This is a genomic window from Blautia acetigignens, assembly GCF_025566865.1.
Lineage (GTDB): Bacteria > Bacillota > Clostridia > Lachnospirales > Lachnospiraceae > Blautia_A > Blautia_A acetigignens.
Map to the genome: position 1 here is coordinate 335334 of NZ_JAOQJM010000002.1, position 21276 is coordinate 356609.

General features: G+C 41.1%; 23 protein-coding genes and 2 pseudogenes. 14 read left to right on the forward strand and 11 right to left on the reverse strand.

Going from position 1 to position 21276, the window contains the following annotated elements; all coding sequences use genetic code 11:
- The first annotated feature begins 90 nt into the window (after positions 1–90).
- Entirely contained in the window at positions 91–363 is a 273-nt protein-coding gene (locus OCV70_RS04405) for a DUF3784 domain-containing protein (protein ID WP_173765272.1), read from the forward strand.
- A 53-nt stretch (positions 364–416) separates the two neighbouring features.
- Here the strand turns inward: OCV70_RS04405 and OCV70_RS04410 are convergent, their stop codons facing one another.
- The gene (locus OCV70_RS04410) at positions 417–1052 is read right to left on the reverse strand and encodes a class I SAM-dependent methyltransferase (protein WP_173765270.1); all 636 of its coding nucleotides are present in this window, start codon (positions 1050–1052) and stop codon (positions 417–419) included.
- A gap of 205 nt (positions 1053–1257) precedes the next feature.
- Here OCV70_RS04410 and OCV70_RS04415 point away from each other — a divergent pair, with 205 nt between their 5' ends.
- Both OCV70_RS04415 and OCV70_RS04420 read left to right on the forward strand, forming a co-directional pair.
- Positions 1258–1536: a hypothetical protein gene (locus OCV70_RS04415; protein ID WP_173765090.1), complete on the forward strand. Its 279-nt coding sequence runs from the start codon at positions 1258–1260 to the stop codon at positions 1534–1536.
- A 299-nt stretch (positions 1537–1835) separates the two neighbouring features.
- A pseudogene (locus OCV70_RS04420) lies at positions 1836–2285 on the forward strand (ABC transporter substrate-binding protein); the annotation flags it as partial.
- Positions 2286–2488: 203 nt separating this feature from the next.
- On the opposite strand, the gene OCV70_RS04425 reads toward OCV70_RS04420, so the two are convergent.
- From OCV70_RS04425 to OCV70_RS04440, 4 genes are all read right to left on the reverse strand, one after another.
- Positions 2489–2716 (reverse strand): type II toxin-antitoxin system MqsA family antitoxin, encoded by a 228-nt coding sequence (locus OCV70_RS04425; RefSeq protein ID WP_021925096.1) that lies wholly within the window; start codon positions 2714–2716, stop codon positions 2489–2491.
- A gap of 5 nt (positions 2717–2721) precedes the next feature.
- Positions 2722–3033 carry a DUF4258 domain-containing protein gene (locus OCV70_RS04430; RefSeq protein ID WP_173765266.1) on the reverse strand — a complete coding sequence of 104 codons (312 nt, stop codon included), beginning with the start codon at positions 3031–3033 and terminating at the stop codon, positions 2722–2724.
- Positions 3034–3505: 472 nt separating this feature from the next.
- Positions 3506–3772 (reverse strand): hypothetical protein, encoded by a 267-nt coding sequence (locus tag OCV70_RS04435; RefSeq protein WP_117853268.1) that lies wholly within the window; start codon positions 3770–3772, stop codon positions 3506–3508.
- A 31-nt stretch (positions 3773–3803) separates the two neighbouring features.
- Positions 3804–4355, reverse strand: coding sequence for a helix-turn-helix domain-containing protein (locus OCV70_RS04440; RefSeq protein ID WP_173765264.1), 552 nt, complete (start codon positions 4353–4355; stop codon positions 3804–3806).
- A gap of 314 nt (positions 4356–4669) precedes the next feature.
- Between OCV70_RS04440 and OCV70_RS04445 the strand changes: the two genes are divergently transcribed.
- The 5 genes from OCV70_RS04445 (at position 4670) to OCV70_RS04460 (ending at position 7338) form a co-directional block, all read left to right on the forward strand.
- A complete protein-coding gene (locus tag OCV70_RS04445) occupies positions 4670–5281 on the forward strand; it encodes a CHC2 zinc finger domain-containing protein (protein ID WP_173765263.1) in 612 nt (203 codons plus the stop codon).
- Positions 5265–5408 carry a hypothetical protein gene (locus tag OCV70_RS19320; RefSeq protein WP_330385683.1) on the forward strand — a complete coding sequence of 48 codons (144 nt, stop codon included), beginning with the start codon at positions 5265–5267 and terminating at the stop codon, positions 5406–5408. The genes OCV70_RS04445 and OCV70_RS19320 overlap by 17 nt, the downstream gene beginning before the upstream one ends.
- A gap of 88 nt (positions 5409–5496) precedes the next feature.
- Positions 5497–6060: a hypothetical protein gene (locus tag OCV70_RS04450; protein WP_334292261.1), complete on the forward strand. Its 564-nt coding sequence runs from the start codon at positions 5497–5499 to the stop codon at positions 6058–6060.
- Positions 6061–6095: 35 nt separating this feature from the next.
- On the forward strand, positions 6096–7070 hold the full coding sequence (gene mobV, locus OCV70_RS04455; RefSeq protein ID WP_173765262.1) for a MobV family relaxase: 975 nt from the start codon (positions 6096–6098) through the stop codon (positions 7068–7070).
- A gap of 76 nt (positions 7071–7146) precedes the next feature.
- Positions 7147–7338, forward strand: coding sequence for a hypothetical protein (locus tag OCV70_RS04460; protein WP_173765347.1), 192 nt, complete (start codon positions 7147–7149; stop codon positions 7336–7338).
- 114 nt (positions 7339–7452) lie between these two features.
- On the opposite strand, the gene OCV70_RS04465 is transcribed toward OCV70_RS04460, so the two are convergent.
- The 5 genes from OCV70_RS04465 to OCV70_RS04485 form a co-directional block, all read right to left on the reverse strand.
- Positions 7453–9897, reverse strand: a complete 2445-nt coding sequence (locus OCV70_RS04465) for an ABC transporter permease (protein ID WP_173765261.1) — start codon at positions 9895–9897, stop codon at positions 7453–7455.
- Positions 9894–10568, reverse strand: a complete 675-nt coding sequence (locus tag OCV70_RS04470) for an ABC transporter ATP-binding protein (RefSeq protein ID WP_006426335.1) — start codon at positions 10566–10568, stop codon at positions 9894–9896. The genes OCV70_RS04465 and OCV70_RS04470 overlap by 4 nt, the downstream gene beginning before the upstream one ends.
- Before the next feature lie 171 nt (positions 10569–10739).
- Positions 10740–12005: a sensor histidine kinase gene (locus tag OCV70_RS04475; RefSeq protein ID WP_195587133.1), complete on the reverse strand. Its 1266-nt coding sequence runs from the start codon at positions 12003–12005 to the stop codon at positions 10740–10742.
- On the reverse strand, positions 11951–12670 hold the full coding sequence (locus OCV70_RS04480) for a response regulator transcription factor (RefSeq protein WP_173765224.1): 720 nt from the start codon (positions 12668–12670) through the stop codon (positions 11951–11953). Before OCV70_RS04480 ends, OCV70_RS04475 begins: the two co-directional genes overlap by 55 nt.
- 24 nt (positions 12671–12694) lie before the next feature.
- Entirely contained in the window at positions 12695–12886 is a 192-nt protein-coding gene (locus OCV70_RS04485) for a DUF6019 family protein (protein ID WP_173765222.1), read from the reverse strand.
- 208 nt (positions 12887–13094) lie between these two features.
- On the opposite strand from OCV70_RS04485, the gene OCV70_RS04490 reads away from it, so the two are divergent.
- The 6 genes and pseudogenes from OCV70_RS04490 (at position 13095) to OCV70_RS04515 (ending at position 19484) form a co-directional block, all read left to right on the forward strand.
- Positions 13095–15044 carry a recombinase family protein gene (locus tag OCV70_RS04490; RefSeq protein WP_173765220.1) on the forward strand — a complete coding sequence of 650 codons (1950 nt, stop codon included), beginning with the start codon at positions 13095–13097 and terminating at the stop codon, positions 15042–15044.
- Positions 15019–15591, forward strand: a pseudogene (locus OCV70_RS04495) (ABC transporter substrate-binding protein); the annotation flags it as partial. The gene OCV70_RS04490 and the pseudogene OCV70_RS04495, both read left to right, overlap by 26 nt.
- 207 nt (positions 15592–15798) lie before the next feature.
- A complete protein-coding gene (locus tag OCV70_RS04500) occupies positions 15799–16698 on the forward strand; it encodes a damage-control phosphatase ARMT1 family protein (protein ID WP_021926215.1) in 900 nt (299 codons plus the stop codon).
- A 134-nt stretch (positions 16699–16832) separates the two neighbouring features.
- A complete protein-coding gene (locus OCV70_RS04505; RefSeq protein WP_117853240.1) occupies positions 16833–17945 on the forward strand; it encodes an ABC transporter ATP-binding protein in 1113 nt (370 codons plus the stop codon).
- A gap of 113 nt (positions 17946–18058) precedes the next feature.
- Positions 18059–19141 carry a PucR family transcriptional regulator gene (locus OCV70_RS04510; protein WP_021925815.1) on the forward strand — a complete coding sequence of 361 codons (1083 nt, stop codon included), beginning with the start codon at positions 18059–18061 and terminating at the stop codon, positions 19139–19141.
- A 154-nt stretch (positions 19142–19295) separates the two neighbouring features.
- Complete coding sequence (locus tag OCV70_RS04515) at positions 19296–19484, forward strand: hypothetical protein (RefSeq protein ID WP_117853236.1); 189 nt, start codon at positions 19296–19298, stop codon at positions 19482–19484.
- A gap of 171 nt (positions 19485–19655) precedes the next feature.
- Here the strand turns inward: OCV70_RS04515 and glpK are convergent, their stop codons facing one another.
- Positions 19656–21164 (reverse strand): glycerol kinase GlpK, encoded by a 1509-nt coding sequence (glpK, locus tag OCV70_RS04520; RefSeq protein WP_117853234.1) that lies wholly within the window; start codon positions 21162–21164, stop codon positions 19656–19658.
- Between the last annotated feature and the right edge of the window lie 112 nt (positions 21165–21276).

The window sequence follows — 21276 nt, forward strand, 5'->3', positions numbered from 1 at the left end:
TGTAAAACCAGATAGAAACTGCTATAATTTTGCCAAATACTTTAGAACCTGTTTAAATACTGTAAAATCAGAATTGCGGAGGTGCTGCGAATGAAATTAAAAGATATCTCGGCGGGACCAGACTGGGTTGTATGGATTGCTTTTATAGTATTTGCAGTATTTTCCATAGTTTTGCTTCTGGGGCGTGGAAGCTGGCTTATTTCCGGATACAATACTGCTTCCAAAGAAGAAAAGGCAAAATATAACGAGAAAAAATTATGCAGAGTAATGGGAAGCGGAATGGCTGTTATAGCGGTTCTCATATTGATCATGGGTGTGTTTGAAAGCATCCTGCCAGTATTTTTTGTATATATTTCAATATAATGGGAAAGTCAAGGAGAGCGCCGAAGCGCCCTCTTTTTTGAACCAACGAATACTTATTTCCGTGCCACAAGATGCGCCCGAAAGCCTTTCTGCTTCTCCATAGTCAGCACGATGAAACCAGCCTTCTGTGCCATGGAGATGAATTCAGAAGCTTTATGTATTTTTACGTCGCCGTGTCCAACCAGGTTTGCCAGCGGCATTTCCAGATGATTCATCAGCCAGACAACGAAATCAGATGAGGTATAATCACGCAGAACCAGGCGGCCGCCTTTTTTCAGAACGCGATATGCACTATTGAAAAAATCCTGGGGATTCGGATAGTGATGGAAACTGTTGGAGCAAATAACTGCATCAAAAGAACCCTCTGCAAAAGGCAGATTTTCGCTGTCGCCTACGAGAAATTCCGTATTGGAAAGATTTTTTGCCTGAGCCACACGGATCATTTCGGGGGTGAGGTCAAGCCCTACATAATGTTTATCCGGGTATTTTTCATGAAGCAGCTCAATCATCGGTCCTGTTCCGCATCCGCAGTCCAGCACATCGTGAAACTCTTCTTTTTTCAGTTCAGCCAGAATCGGTGGGTAATCATCCTTGCACATTTCATAAATACCAGCATGTCCGCTGTCATAGACTTTTGCGGCCTGCGTAAATTCTTTGATAGAGAGTTTTTTATATTCTTCCGGTGTCATAGCAGTCATCTCCTTCACGTTTATTTTTTTCGTTAGATACTACTAACCACATTACCATAAATCCACTGGAAAGTCAAAAATTTTGTTTTCGGTACCGCAAACTTCCGGTTGCAGCTCTATATAAGAGTGTGCTAAACTAAAAGTAAGATAAAACTAACCGGACAAAGCAAGCGAAAAATGATCCAGCAGAAGAAGGAGAAAGAGTATGATCGCACAAGTACTGTTGGAAGGTTTGATACTTGGCATTTTGTTGATGGGGGTATGCGCATTCGGGATTCGAAAGGGTGCTGTAGGGATGGTGCAAGAGATTTCTGGTCAGGCTTCTGGCAGCTGTTTGTGTAATGGACAGATGGCCGTCAGAAAAATCTATGATGAAACTGGCGATGGAAAACAATCTTTTGGCGCATATGGCCCTGGTGCTGGTATTTTTCCGGAATTGCCAGAAGCTGGACCACTACATACTTCCGCTTTTGCTTTCTCATAATTGCTTCAAGATTGTCCCCGCCTTTTGCGATATACTTCACGAACCAGATGTACCGTTTGAAGACCAATTTCCCGTAATTCTTTTTCTGATAAATTCGTAACCTTGATCATAGTGCCTCCTGTATTTATGAGTTAGCTGCAACTCACCATAAACAATCGTTACTTTCAAGCGGTAAAGTGATAGCCGATTACATAACAATGTAGTATTTTCACTTCTCTCTGTATATTTGTTCTATTTTGAACCCTTTGAGTGCCTTTTGCATATCCTAAAACCAGAAGTCAAAAAAGGAGTTCATCTGCATGAGAAATAAAAAATGGATTTCGGCTGCGGCGGCAGTGGTTCTGGCGGTGACGGCGCTGCCGTTTACAGTGACTGCGAGAAAAAATGAGGAGAAAGAGCTTACGAAGGTTACTCTGAATGAGGTTGCGCATTCTATTTTTTATGCGCCGCAGTATGTGGCCATTGAAGAAGGCTACTTCGCAGAAGAAGGGCTGGATCTGACACTGGTGACTGGATTTGGGGCAGATAAGGTTCTGACAGCACTAATCTCTGGTGAAGCAGATATTGGATTTATGGGGGCTGAGGCATCCATTTATGCCTATCAGGAAGGTGCCACCGACCCGGCCGTGAACTTTGCACAGCTCACCCAGAGAGCTGGAAATTTCCTGGTGGCCAGGGAGGAAATGCCTGATTTTAAATGGGAGGACCTAAAAGGCAAGAAAGTTCTTGGTGGACGTAAAGGTGGCATGCATATATCAATGTAAATTATGAGACGATTGTAATTTTGTGTAATTGGGTGGATGGGTTGAATAGTGCAAAGAAAAGATAAAAGAAAAGAGAGGGGCCTCGGCACCCTCTCTCGATCACAGGCTTCTCAAGTATCTGTAATCTGATCACTGATTGATACTATACGGTGTTTTCAGAAAAAATGCAATAAAAATATAGAAAATTATTAAGCTACCTGTGGATAGTCAATAACAGCAATTTCCTGCATCAGTTTCTTTGCCATATTTACAATCGTTTCAAGTCGTTCAGCAACTTCGTCCGTATAATATTTTTCCCCACACTGCTCACATTCAAGGCATGGAACATTCTTAATTACAATAATGCAATTTTTATAATTTACGACGTGTGTTGTTGTACTATTTACTGTTGTACTGTTTTTACAATACATACACATATCCATCACCTCTTTCTTCGAGTCTTTAAATCATCTTCAAATTTCTTTGTATCTGGATAGTACGCTGTTATGATATATATATTTATATTATCACAACCTGCAACAATATGCAAAATCTGCCCATTTACATTATATCCAAAAATCAGACAGCTTGGATTAGGAAAATCATCTGGATAATCTTCTATGATTTCACCGGTTGCAATTCCATTTTTTACATCGGCACGACTGATATCTCTTTCCTGCATTCGCTGTAAACAATGCTGTGTCCAGAGAATTTTTGATTCAGCACACAATTTTTGATATATTTCTAAATTCATTCGTTCTCTCCTTAACATTGTTGTAATCTATGAATATTATACATCATTTTTTTGTTCATATAATACCTAAATCTAGTTTACAGATGTCCAATTTTCGACTATGATAATTACATGATTATTTGAGGTGGTAAATTTCGTTGCAACCACACACCCTATGGATTAAAAGAGATGCAGGAGCCGCGACGCCTGCCAAATAATCTCAGTATTCAAGCAAGGGTATCCAAAGGGGCGGCACTCCCCTTGGCACACGATTTTCCCTCAGGAAAGTCTAGTGTGTTATACCTTTATGAAATTGTGGCTGCCGGGAAGAAATTCTATATTCTTGCGATTATCCCCAATTCCCGGCATTCTGTGCTGAAAGGTACTCCGTAAAGGAGTTGCCTGAAAGAACAGAACTAAGTCTGAATATTAGTATAACAATGCTGTTATTCAGATGATGCCACATTTGAAGAAAGGTATATCTATGCTTACGTCAGCTATTCTCTGAATTCTTCTCAGGTACACTATTGTCACAAATATATTTTGCCAAATTCTGCACCATTGCAAGTCCCTCATCATTCAGATCTGTTGTCTGTCCCATATAATAAGCTACTGCATTTGCTAAATCAGTACTTGTAATATCGGAAGCTAGCTTATCAGGCAATGCGTCCCGAATCATCTGTACGGCCTCGGCTGTAGCAACCGCTTTTGTTGGTTCTTTTTTCTCCATACCAGATTTAATATCACGCAATATTGTCATAAACTGAATCTTGATTTTTTCAATGTCTGCTTCATTCGCGCCTAATTTCTGTGAGGCTTAAAAACTGCTTATCTTTTATAATCTCTTTTCTTTTTGCTGGTTCCGCAGTCATCAGATCAGTCAGTTGATCAACGGCAAAATCAATCATCTTATTTCGTGCCATGATGCCCTCAGCAATAGTATCATCAAAATAATTCCGAATCATAATACATAATTTTGGAAAATTTTCATGCTCCAATAATCGGTTCAAAATATCTACATCTATTCTTCTGGTAATCAGTCTCGTTACCGATTCTTCCGACAGTCCAAGTTCCGATATATCATAACTTTTGGTTGAAGTGATCTGAGTGATTCCAAGCAGATAATCTGTTGAAACATGAAAATATTTGGCAGCTTCTATAACAATTTCTATACTGGGATATTCGGTAACTCTACTTTCAATACGGCTAATTTGAGAACTTGTTGTATGAAGTTCTTTTGCCAGTTGCATTTGGCTTAACCCATGCTTGTCACGTAAATTATGTAAACGCCATGCAAAACTACTAGTGTTTATATTTGAATCTGCTTTTCCTATTTTTATCACCTCCTGCGTAAATTCAATTATATCTGTCTCTATGCAAATTTGCAATTTTTATTCGTATCTTACCTGTGATTTTCGTTTTTTGCAAAGATCCTAAAGATACGATTTTTTCATGCTAAACTGTCAACATGATCGATCAGACAGAACCTTGAAAACTAAATGACCGTTCCGGAACTTTATAAACCGCCACGATTTTCTGATCCGAAAAGAGCGCTCACAAAGAGACGACACAGCGCCGAGAAGGGTTGCCTGTCTGGAAAGGAACTGGATAAAACGGCACAGCTCTAAATTCAAACTTAAATCAGGAGGAAAATAGAATGAGATTATTTGAAACAATAAAAGAAACTGTAACAGTCGGACAGGCTGCAGAATATTATGGCATGAAAATTGGAAGAAACAACATGATCTGTTGTCCATTTCATAATGACCATCATCCAAGTATGAAACTGAATACCACTTATTACTACTGCTTTGGTTGTGGTGCAACCGGAGATGTGATTCAGTTTGTTGCAAATCTATTCGGACTGAGTAACTATGAAGCCGCCAAGAAAATTGCTGTAGATTTTGGTATTACACCAGATAATCTGCCAGTAATAGCAGCTCTGAAAAAGCCAGAGTACATGGAAACAAAGAACAGACAGAAAGAATTATGTGAATGTCAGAAAATGGTTTGCGAATATCTTCATCGTTTGGAAAAATGGAAAGCATTGTATGCACCAGAACGACCAGATTTACCTATGGACGAACGATTTGAAGAAGCATATGAAAGTCTGAGTTATATCGAATATCTGGCAGACTATCTGACCTTTGCAGATGAAGAGGAAGGTTTTGAAGTTGTAAAATCCATGAAAGAAACAGGCTATCTGGAAGATTTGAAATATCTTTCAGGGCCTCGTGATGAGGAGGATACATATGAAGAAGCAGCTTAGTAACTATCCAGTTTGGTTTGACGGAACCAATATCAATGAAGCTGCCTTTTGTGAGGAATTTCTCCATACGCATAAAATACTCTTTGCCAACAATGCATTTTTTTACTCCGGAGGGGCGGATTACTGATGATCTGCCCCTTCGTGGGGAAATATTCGAAAGTCTGAAACAGACCAGTTATGTGAAATCCATTGTTACTGCTCAGGGGAAAATGGACTTGGAACGTAAAGGAAAGCAAAGTTACCAGGGATGTCTTTTTTCCAGACTGCTTGCATTCAGTAATGGTGATTTGCAGGCATTGTATGACCGGAGTGATGGATTTTACCGAAGGCAATTAGTACTGACAACAAAGGAGAAACCTACTGATCGTGTAGATGATCCCTATCTGGCAGAAAAAATGAAGAATGAAGCCGAAAGTATTTTTCTCTGGGCGTTTGAAGGACTACAACGGTTAGTCCGTCAGGATTTTAAATTTACAGAAAGTCCCCGCATCAAGGCGAATCGTGAAAATGTGAAACGAGACAATAACAATGTACTGGAGTTTTTAGAATCAGAAGGATACATTCGTTTTCAGCCAGAAGCAAGTGCAAGTTCCAAGGAACTGTATGAGAGCTATCGGCTCTGGTGTGAAGAAAATTCTATGACTGCATTAAAAAATCGAAGTTTCTCAGATGCTATGATTGCAGTTCAGACAAAATACAATCTGGTACGTATGTACATAGTGATTCAATGCAAATTACACATTATATATTTTTCAGGCTGGCTGTCGGAAGTAGCATGACAATTAGCCTGTTTTTCGGAAAGGAGGAGATACAAATGCAGAAAGCACAATACGGCATTTTAAGGCTTGCAAAATACAAAGGACCTGAAATCAGCAATATTGAAGCACATAATGAACGGAAAAAAGGAAAATATGCCAGCAATCTGGATATAGATAACAGTCGAAAAAATCTGAATTATCACTTGGTTGAACCAGTCGGAAAGTACCGGGCAGAATCGAATCGACTGATTGAAGAATACAGATGCCGGACACGCAAAGACAGTGTACGTGTTATTGAAGCCTTGATTACTGCCACACCAGAATTTTTCAAAGGTAAGAAAAAGAGTGAAGTCAGAGCGTATTTCCAAACAGCTTTGGAATTTATAGAGAAATATCAAGATTCAAAAACAATCCTTTCGGCTGTGGTGCATATGGACGAGAAAACTCCACATATGCACCTTTCCTTTGTCCCGATAACCCAAGATGGGAGGCTCTGTGCAAAAGAGATTCTTGGAAATAAGAAAAAGCTGACCTGGTGGCAGGATGAGTTCTGGAAACACATGGTAGAAAAATATCCAGATCTGGAACGTGGAGAAGCCGCCAGCATGACCGGGCATGAACATATTCCACCACGACTTTTCAAAGAAGCAGCACATCTAACCAGACAGGCCAAGCAGATTACGGATTTACTGGAAAATACAAATCTCTTTAATGCCGATAAAAATACAGATAAAGCAGTGGAACTTTTACAGAAGTTTTTCCCCGCAATGGAGAACTTTCAGACACAGGTTCGGAAATATGATAAGACGATTAGTTCCTTAAAGTCAGATAATGTATCATTAAAAAGGCAGACACAGGATTTGAGCAGACAGGTAAAAGAAGCAACGTCCAGCAGTATACGAAAGAAAATGGATGATGCCAGGCTCAGAGCTGACTATGAAAATCTCCAGAATCTGATGAATTGTATTCCACCAGAAATACTGGAACTGGCAAAACGAGGACAATTAACCCATTCAGATCGTGAACGGTAAAATTATTTTAAAGTGGACAGACACGAAAACTGTCCACTTTTTATATGATAGTTATAGAAAATTTAAAAGAAAGGATGTGATAGCCTTGCGGAAGCCAACGTATTATCTTTGGCGTAATGATTTTTCTTCACAGGAAGAATTTGAAGCTGAACGTAAGAAATATGCTGATATTGGCTTCAGGGTTGTCACATTTCTGGATGGAGATTCAAACACTAATATTCATGATGGTATTAAAGCACTGGTTAAAAATCACTGGGATAGTGTATAATTTAACCAGTTTTTGTTTTCAGAGCCGCCGCTTCTTTTTTGCGTAATTCTTCTGTAAAATGGAAGTTATCTATTTCTCCTCTTCGTTAAGACCTAGTACAGCGAATATTACTTGCTATCCCTGATACCTTATTCTTTCTACCAGCGTTTCCTTTTTCAGATTACTGCTTAAAACGCAGGAAAGTACAATCTGCAACAGACCGACCAAAAAAATCATAATAAAAATTGGTACGATTGGAACATGATAGATATTCATTCCAAATATTCCATTATGTTTTGCATAAGAAAAAAGTGCATAGCCGAGCGGCAGACCAATGATCAAAGCTACGCATATGGTACCAACCGTAAAAATCAGTCCCTGTAACTGCAGGCATAAATTTAATTGTTTATTTGTCATACCCACAGCCTGTAATATACCATATTCCTGCTTTTTTGTCGTAATATTCATGATCATGGTATTCGCCATATTCATAAACCCGATGAGTCCTACAATAGCCATAAACAGATAACAGCCAAGCTTCATCATGCTGCTTGCAAATTCGGCAGATTGTAACTGCGCATGATAAGTATCCATTTTTATATGCGAAGTATTAGAAATCAAAGTATTCAGACTTTGTTCTACAGATGCCACATCTTTTTTATCACAGTCCACCCACAGATAGCCATAGGCTGTTCCTCTCAGATTCATGGAACGATATACACCTTCCGGAATGACAAGATAAGTGTCCGCACTTACAAAAGATCCTGCAATCTTTCCCTGATAGGTATAGGTTCCACTTCCATTCTCAAAGTCAAATGCAATGGATTCACCCGGAGCATATCCATCTTGTTCCATCCACGTTGACCAGCCAAAGAAAATATCACCATTCTTTACCGCCTGATCATAGTCCATAGAGCCAATATCCCCTTCTTGGCGCATAAAATCAAAATCCTTTTTACTCACAATAGTAGCCGGAAATCTTGTTCCGTTCAGATTTACAGAGACAATCTCTCTCGTCATGACATCTGTTACTCCCGGAATGCTTTTGATTTCTTCAATCAGCGAATCATTCAATGGATCATCCGTCAGAATCGTATCCAGATTATTCTCCGGATATCTTTCATCATACTCAGCAGAATAGTCAAGCTGCAGTTCAAATTGTCCATGATTAACGGAAAGACGTGCTTCATGCTCCGTGTCAATATTTCCCACATAATTAGAGATAATCACAAACAATACGCAAGAAAAACCCATTGTGAGGATAGTACCAATAGTTCTTTTGGGATTACCCGTTACATTTGCCATTGCCATAGAAAACACGGTGACATTTTTTCTGCCATTTCGTTTTCCTTTTTTTTGTGTTTCTGCATTTTCTAAATACCGTGTTGCTTCGATAGGTGAAATCCGTGAAACAATTTTCATTGGTTTACGCAGTGCCAAAGCAACGGTAAGAAATGATACGAAAATACAGAGAAGCATAACAGGCAGGGAAAACAGAGGAACCTGCTGATTTTGAACTCCCATAGAGCCAGTTCCGGTTGATACAAGGTTCCCCTGTTCTACCAGCCAGTTAAAACCGCATTTTGCAATCAGAAAGCCCAAAAGCAATCCAACTGGTATTGAAAAAAATGTCAAAAAAATGCCCTCTCTGAAGATCAGTTGTTTCATCTGCTTTTTTGTCGCTCCCAGAGCCTTGATTTTTCCATACTCCTGTATCTTGTTGGCAATACCGACCTGAAAAATATTATAAATAACCACAACAGAGAAAAGTACAATTGCAAGAATCAAAACCCCGCATACCGCAATTGTTTCATAACTCGGCTGCAAGACCCATTGCAAATAGAGATCATTGACTATAACGTTTTTTTCTTCGATCCCACAAGCTGCTGCAATCTGCTTTATAACCGAATCAATATTATTCATAGATACATTTGCAGAATCATTTAAAGTAAAATAAATATTATACTGTCTGTCATTCTCTGCGACGTGCTCATCATAAAACTCCTGTGACCCGAAAGCAACATAAGATGCCTCGATGGTATACTCATCCCGATCATATAGGATTCCGCTGACAACAAATTCTTCCGGCTTATATTCTGACTGCATCCCTGCGCGGTAATCCAGTGTAACCGTATCTCCGACCTTTACATCATCATATCCCATTGCACGAAAAAATGCTCTTCCTGCGGCAATTTCCTGCGTTCCCACCGGATACTTTCCTTCCTTTAACTCATATTCCTTATTATAGGGAAGCATTTTTCTTGCAGTCTCATCCATGCAGACAAACCCGCCTTTTTCATTGCCTTTTATGATACCTTCGGTGCACATAGTGCCTGTAGCATCTATTTCCGCACGGCGGTTTACTTCTTTTAACTGCGACCCGTCTGCGGAAACAAACAAACCATAATTGCTTCCATATGATCCTGCCGCCTGACTTTTCTGTAAATGAATTACCCCATTTCCCACAGTACTGATGATAACAAGCAGCATCGTGGTCAGACAGATTGCCATCATGATCAGTATACTTCTTGTCTTGTTCTTTTTGCCATTGCTATATGCAATCCTGCTTATTGTCTTCATCTAAAATCCACCACCTGTCCATCCTCAATTACCAGAATACGATCAGCGACCTGTGCAATTTCGTCATCATGGGTAATCATTACAATTGTCTGTCCATATTTTTTTGCTGTCATCTTAAGCAGAGCGATTACCTCATCACTGGTCTTAGAATCAAGATTTCCTGTCGGCTCATCTGCAAATATAATTTCCGGACGATTCACCAGTGCTCTTGCAATTGCTACTCTCTGCTGCTGTCCTCCGGATAACTGATTTGGCAGATTATAAATCCGGTTTTCAATCCCCAGAGTTGCAATAATATCATTTACATACGCTTCATCCACTTTTCTTCCATCCAGCCCCAGTGGCAGTACAATATTTTCCCAGACATTAACAGATGAAACCAGATTAAATGCCTGAAAAACAAATCCGATTTTTCTTCTGCGGAAAACAGCAAGGGCATCTTCCTTCATCCTGTATAAATCTTTCCCTGCTAAAGTAACACTGCCTTTTGTCGGGGTGTCTAGCCCTCCAAGCATATGAAGTAATGTACTTTTACCGGAACCTGACTTTCCAACAATTGCGACAAATTCTCCCTGCTCAATCTGAATGTCCACCTGATTGACCGCTTTGACCTGATTCTCACCTGCGCCATAAAACTTACAAAGCTGCTTGGTTTCTAATATCACACTCATGTGATGCCTCCTTTTTCATTCTGTAAAGCGTACCTTTTCAGCACGCTTTCTTTGCCTGTTTATAGTCATTTTTCATCCTACATCCAAATTGTATCAGGACAATCTTTCATTTCACTTTCAAAAAACGAGCAGAAGTCTTACAGAATTGTAAGATTTCTGCTCACTTAAAATTTAACCAACATATGGTAATTGAATCACAAACGTGCTTCCTTTTTTCTTTTTGCCGGAGGTTACCGTAATCGTACCTGCGTGTTTTTCGATAATTTCTCTCGATAGAAAAAGTCCGATTCCTGTACCACTCTTTTCCATGACCTCCTTGGAACTTCCTCTGTAAAATCGTTGAAAAATTTTGTGATACTCATTCTGCGGAATACCAATTCCCTGATCCTCAACTTCCATTCTTACAAGATCGTTTCTTTTTTGTAACCGGATAAATATTTTTGAACCACACGGACTGTACTTGATTGCATTATCCAGAACGTTGATCACAGCTTCACCAAGCCACCTTTTATCCTGCATAATCGTGCATGTTTCCAGCTCTTTTTCATAGTCAAAAACGAATTCAATTTCTTTCTCATCCGCTTTAGGATAAGTGCGGTTCACAGCAGATATGACAGTATCCATAAGCGGAAGTTTTTTCTTATTAATCTGAATCAGTCCAGTTTCCATCTTGGATATTTCAAGAAGCGACTGCAATAATGTCTCCAGTCCATCCAGAGCACTCCGACAACGGATACGAAACTCCTCCTGTTCTGTGGCACTTAAGTCATTCTGCATCAGCACACTAAAACATGTATCCAAAGCTGCAACCGGTGTCTTTAACTGGTGAGAAATATCAGAAACCATTTCTTTCGTGTTCTCCTTTTCTGCCCTTGCTTCTTCCTTTATCAACTGAATATGATGTCCGATTGCTTCAAGCTGGTCATTCAATTTTTCCAGTTCTGCATGATTTTCCGTTTTCAGTAAATCATCAAATTTATTTTCACGGAATCTGATCAGAATTTCTTCCAACTGGTCTAAAATTTTCTGATGACACGCATCTTCTTTTTTCTTCCAATAAAGTAAAAAAGTCAAAAGAAGCACGCATATCACAGTGCTTACAGCACCGGTCACCATAACCTGATGCCGGAATTGCGAATAAAATGCATTCCCTTTATTCCCCCAGTATCCATATTGCTCCAATAATCGCCTTCCCTGTTCGTTAGTTTCAATATCCTTATCCTTAAGCAATTCCGAAACAGCATCCAGCCCGGAAAATTCTTCCTTTGCAGCAATCTCTGTCATAAGATTCATTTTATATTTATAATCTTCATAAAACACATACGTGGTAAAGCAATTTAATATTGCAAACAATAATATGACAGGTAATACCAAGGAGAGCACTACTGTAATCTTCTTGCGATATCTCTTTGGCACTGCCTTACCTCCTGATTCCATATATACCCAAGACCTCTGATATTCTTTATATAGACCGGTGCAGCCGGATTGTCTTCGATTTTCTCACGGAGTCTTCTGATATTGACAGCGATTGTATTTTCATCCACAAAATCCCCTTCCAGATCAAACACATTTTCCAATATTTGTGTTTTTGAAAGAATCTGTTTCGGATTCTGAAGAAAAAAAGTCAGCATTTTCAACTCCGTTTTTGTCAGACTGATTTCACGACTCTTTATCAGGACTTTCATTTCTCCTGCGATAAATACGATATCTCCCGAAATCATCTTTCCGGCTTCCGTTTTCTCCTGTCTGCGGCGGAAATGTGCTTCTATTTTCAAAAGAAGTACCGAAAGGCTAAACGGCTTTGTAATATAATCATCTGCCCCTGCTTCATATCCCATAACCTGATCCATCTCCTGATCCAGCGCTGTAAGGCAAATAATGTATGTATTATAATTGCTTCTCATCCACCTTACAAATTCCAGTCCATTCCCATCCGGAAGATTCACATCACAAATGGTAACATCCACATTATTATCACTTGCAATTCTTTTCGCTTTTTTCACTGATTCTGCAGAAAAAACCTCATATCCGGATTTTTTCAGTGAGAATGTAATTCCACGATTTAAATTTTCATCATCTTCGACCACGAGTATACCTGGCATAGCATATGCACCTCTCTTTATTAACTATTTTTCCTCTTCGTTAAGACCTAGTTCATTACATATTTGTTCTGCCTCAATATCCTCGGCAGTGATTTTCCCTGTAATATCCCTATAGGCTTCTTTTATTCCATTTTTGACCGCCCACTTAATTATAAAATATAATGCAAGTAAGACAATTAGTGCTGTGCCAAAACTAATTCCTAATTCTTCAAACATTTCATTACCTCTGTCAATTCCGATTTGTTAAGTTTCTATTTTTTAAATTATATCAAATTCTACATGCTTCCGCAATCAAACAACGCATCTAACACTATCTGTTTCTAAGAATCTTAAAATTTTGTTATATACATTTTTAAATTTTAGATATATAATATAATTACATTGTGCTTAATGAATATATTTACATTCAAAGAAAGGAATGTCTATGAATGCAGGATATGTCCGTCTCTCCAGAGACGATGATAAAAGGAATTATGTTTCCATAGAGAATCAGAAGCTGATTATCAACCAGTATGCAGCAGATCATGGTGTGGTTATTGACCGCTGGTATGAAGATGACGGCATTTCCGGCTATATCTTTGACAGACCAGGATTTCAGCAGATGATGGCTGATCTGGATAAAGATATTGATACTGTATATGTCAAAGACTTTTCACGCCTTGGCAGACATAATGCAAAGGTGCTGTTGCTTCTGGATGAATTTCAGGAACGTGGAAAACATCTGGTTGTGATTGACGATAATTATGATTCTATGGATTCCAGTGACGATACGATTGGCATTAAAACATGGTTTAATGAGCGATATGTTAAAGACACCAGTAAAAAAATCAAACGTGCCATAGGTGCCAGACAGAAAGAAGGAACACTGATTACCAGACCACCGTTTGGGTATTGCCGTAATGAAAAGGATAAAACTGTTCTGGAAATTGTACCAAAAGAAGCAGAATACATTAAGCAAATTTATGACTTATATCTTTCCGGTTCCGGCTACCGCAAGATTGCCACATATTTAACCGAACATGGGGCACCTACTCCATCTATGATACAGCGTGAACGTGAAATAGAAGAAGGCAGATTGTCCAAAAGACAGGTAGCTTCTAAATGGTCTGATGCTATGGTAAAAGAGATTCTGGATAATGATTTTTACATTGGTACCTTTCGCCTAAAAAAACGTGCAAGGAATACGGTTCATGGCAAAGATAAACGTGTGCCAAAGGAAGAACAATGTATTTTTGAGAATCATCACCCGGCAATTATTGATAAGGCTACTTTTACTCTGGTACAGGAATTAAAGGAAAAACGCAACCGTACCAATTATCGGGGAAGTCGGGGACAATGGTTAGGTTCAGAAATTCCGAATCCTTTTGGCAGTTGTCTGTTCTGTAAGGACTGTGGCAGCCGCCTCACGCCAATCAAACGCCAGACTTCCAGCAGGGAACGGAAATATTACATCTGCACTACTTATAATACCAAAGGCAGACGTTATTGTTCCAAGGCACATTTAATTGAAGAAGACGACCTGATGGAAGATGTTCTGACCTATATCAAAATGTGCCGAAATGCTCTCTGTGAAGTTATTTCCACTTATGATTTAAAGGATTTTGAAGCAGAAAAGAAAACAATAGAGGAAAAACGGCAGGAACTACACACAGCTATCAATGAGCGAAAAAGTCAACTGAAAGTTCTGCTTACTCAGAAAGTAAAAGATCTTGCGGTCGCTGCGGGAAATGAAGATTTAATCAACGAGACTTACGATTCTATGCAGAAGGATTTGTTTGCTCAGATTCATGGATTGGAAATGCAGATTAAGGAACTGAATGAAACTGCCATAGAAACGCCAGATGTAAAGGATAAACTGAAGAATGCTCTTGAAGTGGTAGATAAAATCATTGCTGGTGGAAGTCTTGACCGAAGAGATATTGAACTTCTGATTGAAAAAATTGTGGTAGACGAAGATGGAATGCCGGAAATTACATTGAAATATGGATTATCCAATCTGATCCGTTACAGTCCTGCCGATGAAATGAACCGCAGAGAAAATACCATTATTGCCATTGTGATGAAACTGATTGTTGAGGATGAACGTGAGTTTACTTCTGCAAAATATCTGTCAGAGCATATTACTGATTTGGGATTCAAGAAAACAAAACAGAGTATACTTCCATATATTGAACTGATGAAGGGACTTGGTATTCTTGAATCCACAGATAATCCGTTAAAACCATACAATATTATAAAATCAAAAGAAGAAATAGCACAGTTTACCAAAGACTATCTGCCGGATTTATCACCAGAAACCACTGCGAAACAACTATCGGATGATTATTTACATAGTAATAATGATGACAGGCGGCATGCCAGAAATGGTTTTTGAATATATTCTGAAAAACAACGGCATTGACCCGGCAGCAGATCTGGAAATCGACCAGAGCATTGACTTTGGTTCCACAGCGGCGGCTTTTACAGGTGATGCTTCTGCTGCTTTCACAGTGGAATTCGAGCCTTCCGCTACCGCCCTTGAGAAAGAAGGGGCTGGCTATGTGGTTGCCTCTCTTGGCGTAGATTCCGGATACGTCCCCTACACCTCTTACAGCGCCAAAACCAGCTTTCTCAATGAAAATCCCCAGGTCATCCAAAGCTTTACAACCGCCCTTCAGAAGGGAATGGATTACGTGCAAAGCCACACTCCTGAAGAAATTGCACAGGTAATCGCACCGCAGTTCCCGGAAACCGATCTGGATACTCTCACCATCATCGTCACCCGCTATTATGAACAGGACACCTGGAAAGACAATCTGGTATTTGAACAGGACAGCTTCGAACTTCTCCAGGACATTCTGGAAAGTGCAGGCGAGCTTTCTGAAAGAGTAGATTACGAACAGCTTGTTACTACTGAATTTGCGAAATCCGCGGTAAAATAACCCAATTTCAAACACACTCTATCTATACAGAGATGGGTACTGATATGTTTTCCAGGGTAAAACATACAGTCTTCATCTCTGTTTTTTATATTTTATCTGCACAAACTGCTACTCTCCCGCTCTATTTTCTGCTATAATAATAACAAAAAAATCATTTTTCCCACTTTTTTGACCTTTAACCACACATTTTTCCAAAAGGAGGGCCCTATGAAACTGAATCCCTGCTGTATGAACTGTCAGCTTCGCAAGCAGGAAGCGAAGATTCGTCACTTTGATGATGAAGACAGGAAAAAACAATATATGGAAGCAATCCGCCGCCGTTTCGACAATCCAAAGGAAGGCGACTGTGTTCCAAGCATTTCCACGGAACTGAAAAAATTTTACTGCTCCTTCTGGGGCGTCCCTATGGAGGATTTTTCCCAGATCAACAGAGAATATGACCAGCTTATGCTGGATCTGGAGGAGGAACTTCGCTCCACCATCCGCTATTCTGCGGATCCGCTGAAAACTGCCCTGATCTATGCCCGCACCGGCAACTACATCGATTTCGCAGCACTTCCGGAGGTCAGCCAAGAGACTGCCCTTGCCCTTATCAAAAGCGAAAACAAAGATACTCTGGATGAACAGGAGTACAAAAACTTTTGCCAGGATATGAAAAAAGCTGCCAATGTTGTATATATTACCGATAACTGCGGCGAAATCGTCCTGGATAAGCTTGCCATTTCGGTTCTGAAGAAAACGTTTCCCAATGTGCGGATCACGGCACTGGTACGCGGTCTGCCGGCTGGAAACGACGCCACCATGGAAGATGCAGAGTTTTGCGGACTCACGGATCTTGTCCCGGTACTGGGAAACGGCAGCGATGTAGGCGGCACCTGGCTCCATGGAATCAGCGCCCATGCGCAGGAGCTTTTGCAAAGCGCAGACGTGATTTTCTCCAAAGGCCAGGGCAATTATGAGACCCTGCACGGCTGCGGTCTGAACATCTACTACCTGTTTTTGTGCAAATGTGACTGGTTTATCCATCTTTTTCAGGCAAAATCACTGCAGGGAATGTTCATAAACGAGAGGAGATCCCCTGCTGCCACTGCTTTTTCGTCAGATTGACAAGAAACAGTTCAAAAGTTTGTATGATTCTGCCCTAGCCCTTTTAGGTCATTTTCGCTATACTAACAGCAGATGAAAAAAGCATCGAAGAAATGTTGATTATCATAATGTATTGAAAATTTGGAGGAAAAATCATGGCAAGCTTATCATTACAGCACATTAACAAAACTTACCCGAATGGTTTCCAGGCAGTTAAAGACTTCAACCTTGAAATCGAAGACAAAGAGTTCATCATCTTCGTAGGACCATCCGGATGTGGTAAATCTACAACACTTCGTATGATCGCAGGTCTTGAGGAGATCAGCGGTGGTACATTAAAGATCGGTGACAAAGTTATGAACGATGTAGAGCCGAAAGACCGTGATATCGCAATGGTATTCCAGAACTACGCTCTGTATCCTCATATGACAGTATATGATAACATGGCATTTGGTCTGAAACTTCGTAAAGTTCCGAAAGACCAGATTGACAAAGCAGTTAGAGAAGCTGCAAGAATCCTTGACCTTGAGAAACTTCTTGATCGTAAACCGAAGGCTCTTTCCGGTGGACAGAGACAGCGTGTTGCTATGGGACGTGCTATCGTTCGTAATCCTAAGGTATTCCTTATGGATGAGCCTCTTTCCAACCTGGATGCTAAACTTCGTGTACAGATGCGTATTGAGATTTCCAAGATCCATCAGAGACTGGGCGCAACTATCATCTATGTAACACATGACCAGACAGAGGCTATGACTCTTGGTACCAGAATCGTTGTTATGAAAGATGGTGTTGTTCAGCAGGTTGATACACCACAGCACCTTTATGAGCAGCCAGGCAACCTGTTCGTAGCAGGATTCATGGGATCTCCGCAGATGAACTTCCTTGATGCTCAGATCGCAGAAAAAGGCGGCGACCTTGTTGCTAAGGTTGGTGAGTATGACGTTGTTATCCCAGCTGCAAAAGCGAAAGTTCTGAAAGATGGCGGCTATGTTGGAAAGACAGTTGTTCTTGGTATCCGTCCAGAGGATATTCATGATTCCCAGATGTTCATCGAGGCTTCTCCAAGCGCTCCAATGACATCTACCGTTAAGGTTTATGAGCTTCTTGGTGCTGAAGTATTCCTGTACTTCGATGTAAACGGAACTCAGGTTACAGCACGAGTTGATCCTCGTACAAACTCCAAGACAGGCGATACAATCAAATTCGCATTCGATATGGAGAAATCTCACTTCTTCGACAAAGAGACAGAGCTTGTTATCTGCAACTAATTTTTAGAAGAATGAAATTGGGCCTCAGGGGTTTTCCCCTGGGGCTTTTTTGTGTTATACTGTGAGTATCTAGGACGGATTTTTATTATTTTTTTCACAAAGGAGACAACCTTATGAAATTACTTCAGATTCTCCAGAAATGTCTGGAAGACTGGAAGAACATCAGTCATCTGGACTTCTGCCTTGTTCATTTAGACAACACGATTTATATCAGCACCTGCGACAGAGCCCTGCCTTCCACCGAGAAACTGGACGAATTTAAGGATGAGGAAGCTTTGTGTATTTCCAATATGAACTGCCGCCTTTACAAGGTTATGGAAAACCACCAGCTTCAGTATATTCTGATCGTGTGGGGAAATGCGGAGGCAGCTTCCACTATCGGGGAACTGGCTGTCTGCCAGATTGAGAGTCTGCTCACCGCTTATACGGAGAAAAGTGATAAGAATGTTTTTATGCAGAATCTTCTTCTTGGCTCCTACTCTGAAGTGGACGCTTTTAACCGTGCCAAGAAGCTTCACATTGCTACAACTGTGAGACGTGCCGTTTTCCTTGTAGAGACCAAACAGAGCAAGGATGAGAATGCGCTTGCTACCATCCGCAATATTTTTGCTGCCAAAACCCGTGACTTTATCACAGCTATTGACGACTCCGGAATTATTGTCCTTCGGGAGCTGCAGCCTTCTGAAGATTATTCTGATCTGGACGACATTGCTCATATGCTGGTAGACATGCTGAATACTGAGGCCATGACTTCTGCCTGGGTTTCTTACAGCAATATTGCGGATGACCTGAAGCAGCTTCCGGATGCCTATAAGGAGGCCCGCACTGCGCTGGAAGTGGGCAAGATTTTTTACACGGGCAAGAATGTTTTCGGATACAACCGCCTGGGAATCGGACGACTGATTTACCAGCTGCCGGTAGAGATCTGCGAGATGTTTATCGATGAGTTTTTCAAGGAAGAGACTCTGGATTCCATTGATGATGAGACTCTTACCACCATCCGCACCTTCTTTGAAAACAACCTGAACCTTTCTGAAACCTCCCGCCAGCTTTATGTGCATCGTAACACGCTGGTGTACCGTTTTGAAAAGCTACAGAAGAAATTTGGATTGGATATCCGGACCTTTGAGGATGCGTTGACATTTAAGCTGGCTATGATGGTAGTGAATTATATTAAGTATAAGAAGGCGAATTAAGTCTTATAATCAGGAAGTTACTTTTACATTTAACAGGAGCACCGGAAATTTTTCTTGACTTAAAGTTGGGTTTAACATGTATAATAAAGAAAACTATTTTGGCCATGGAGCACTGCTGCTCTGTGGCCTGTCTTTCAAGAAAGGAGTATTTACTTTGATCAAGACAGTTACTTTGAATAGAAATCAGCAACCAACCAAAGAACAAATTCAACAAATAGAAGCTGCTGCCAAAAAGGATATTGTTTTTGATGAAGATTCTCCTGCCCTTACCCCAGCAATGGAAAAAGCCTTTCGTTTGGCGGCCAAAAATCGAAATACACAAAAGAAAACAGGTGTCTCATAATTTCTAATATTGGACACTTTACAAAATTATTTTGGCGGATTCCATTAAATGGATCCGCCATTTTTGTTTAGGACTGCAGATATGCCTGCAGTATAGCAGCGCAATCTTCTGTTATCTTCTATCTTCTCATCCTCTTCTCGCTTGCACGAAGAGTGAGTGTTTCTAAGATGCTTACATATTCGTCTCATCTTCCTTCGCCCACTCAAAGGTGCATCTCACAGCTTTCTTCCAGCCTTTCAGCTTCTTGCTGCGTTCTTCGGCGGTCATGTGAGGGGCAAATTTCTGGCCGATCTGCCAGTTTTGTTTTACTTCGGATGCGTCTTTCCAGAAGCCGGTGGCAAGGCCGGCAAGATAGGATGCGCCAAGGGCGGTAGTTTCGATGCAGCTTGGGCGGACTACCTGGGTGTCCAAGAGGTCGGCCTGGAACTGCATGAGGAAGTTGTTGGCGCTGGCGCCGCCGTCTACGCGGAGGGCGCTAAGATCAAGGCCGGAATCCTTTTCCATGGCTTCCAGCACGTCATGCACCTGGTAGGCAAGGGACTCTACAGTAGCCCGCACAAGATGGGCTTTTCCTGCGCCCCTGGTAAGGCCCAGAATGGCTCCTCTTGCGTACTGATCCCAATAGGGCGCGCCAAGTCCGGTAAAAGCAGGCACTACATAGACGCCGTTTGTGTCTGACACAGACAGACAGTATTTCTCGGAATCCGGGGAGCTTTCCAGGATTCCAACCTCATCGCGCAGCCACTGGATTGCCGCACCAGCCACAAAAACGCTTCCCTCAAGAGCGTAACCGGGCGTTCCGTCGGCTTTTACAGCAATGGTGGTAAGAAGTCCGTTCTTTGATTCTACGGCTGTATCTCCGGTGTGCATAAGCATGAAACATCCGGTTCCATATGTATTTTTCACATCACCGGATTCGAAACAGCACTGGCCGAAAAGTGCTGCCTGCTGGTCTCCTGCTGCGCCTGCGATGGGAATTCTGCCGCCGATCAGATTCTCGTTGGTATAGCCGTAAATGCAGCTGCTCGGCTTTACCTCCGGCAGCATGCATTCGGGAATATTCAGATACTCCAGAATCTCTTTGTCCCATTTTCTCTGGTGAATATCAAAAAGCATGGTTCTGGAAGCATTGGTGTAATCAGTCACATGCACTTTTCCCTTTGTCAGCTTCCAGATCAGCCAGGTGTCCACAGTTCCAAAAAGCAGTTCTCCATTTTGGGCACGTTCTCTTGCTCCCTCCACATGATCCAGGATCCATTTCAGCTTGGTTCCGGAAAAATAAGCGTCCGGAATCAGTCCGGTCTTCTTTCGCACCAGCTCTGACATACCATCTTTTTCCATCTTCTCAATCATATCGGCTGTTCTGCGGCACTGCCACACAATTGCCGGATAGACAGGCTCTCCTGTCTTTTTGTCCCATACAATGGTTGTCTCACGCTGGTTGGTGATTCCGATGGCATGGATGTCCTCTGCATCCACGCCGATCTTGCTCATGGCCTCAGTAGCCACGGAAATCTGAGAGGACCAGATTTCCTTTGGGTCATGCTCCACCCAGCCAGGCTTCGGATAATACTGTTTGTATTCCTTCTGGGCAACACTGCACATATTGCCCTTCTTATCAAATAAAATACATCTGGAACTGGTAGTTCCCTGGTCCAATGCCATTATATATTTTCCCATAGTACACCTCGTTTTTACTAAATTCTTAATTCCTATTATAACCGATTCCCTTATGTAAGGAAACACCCTAATCTGTCAAAAACTTCATAGAAAAAGCGCCAGCCCGCAAAGT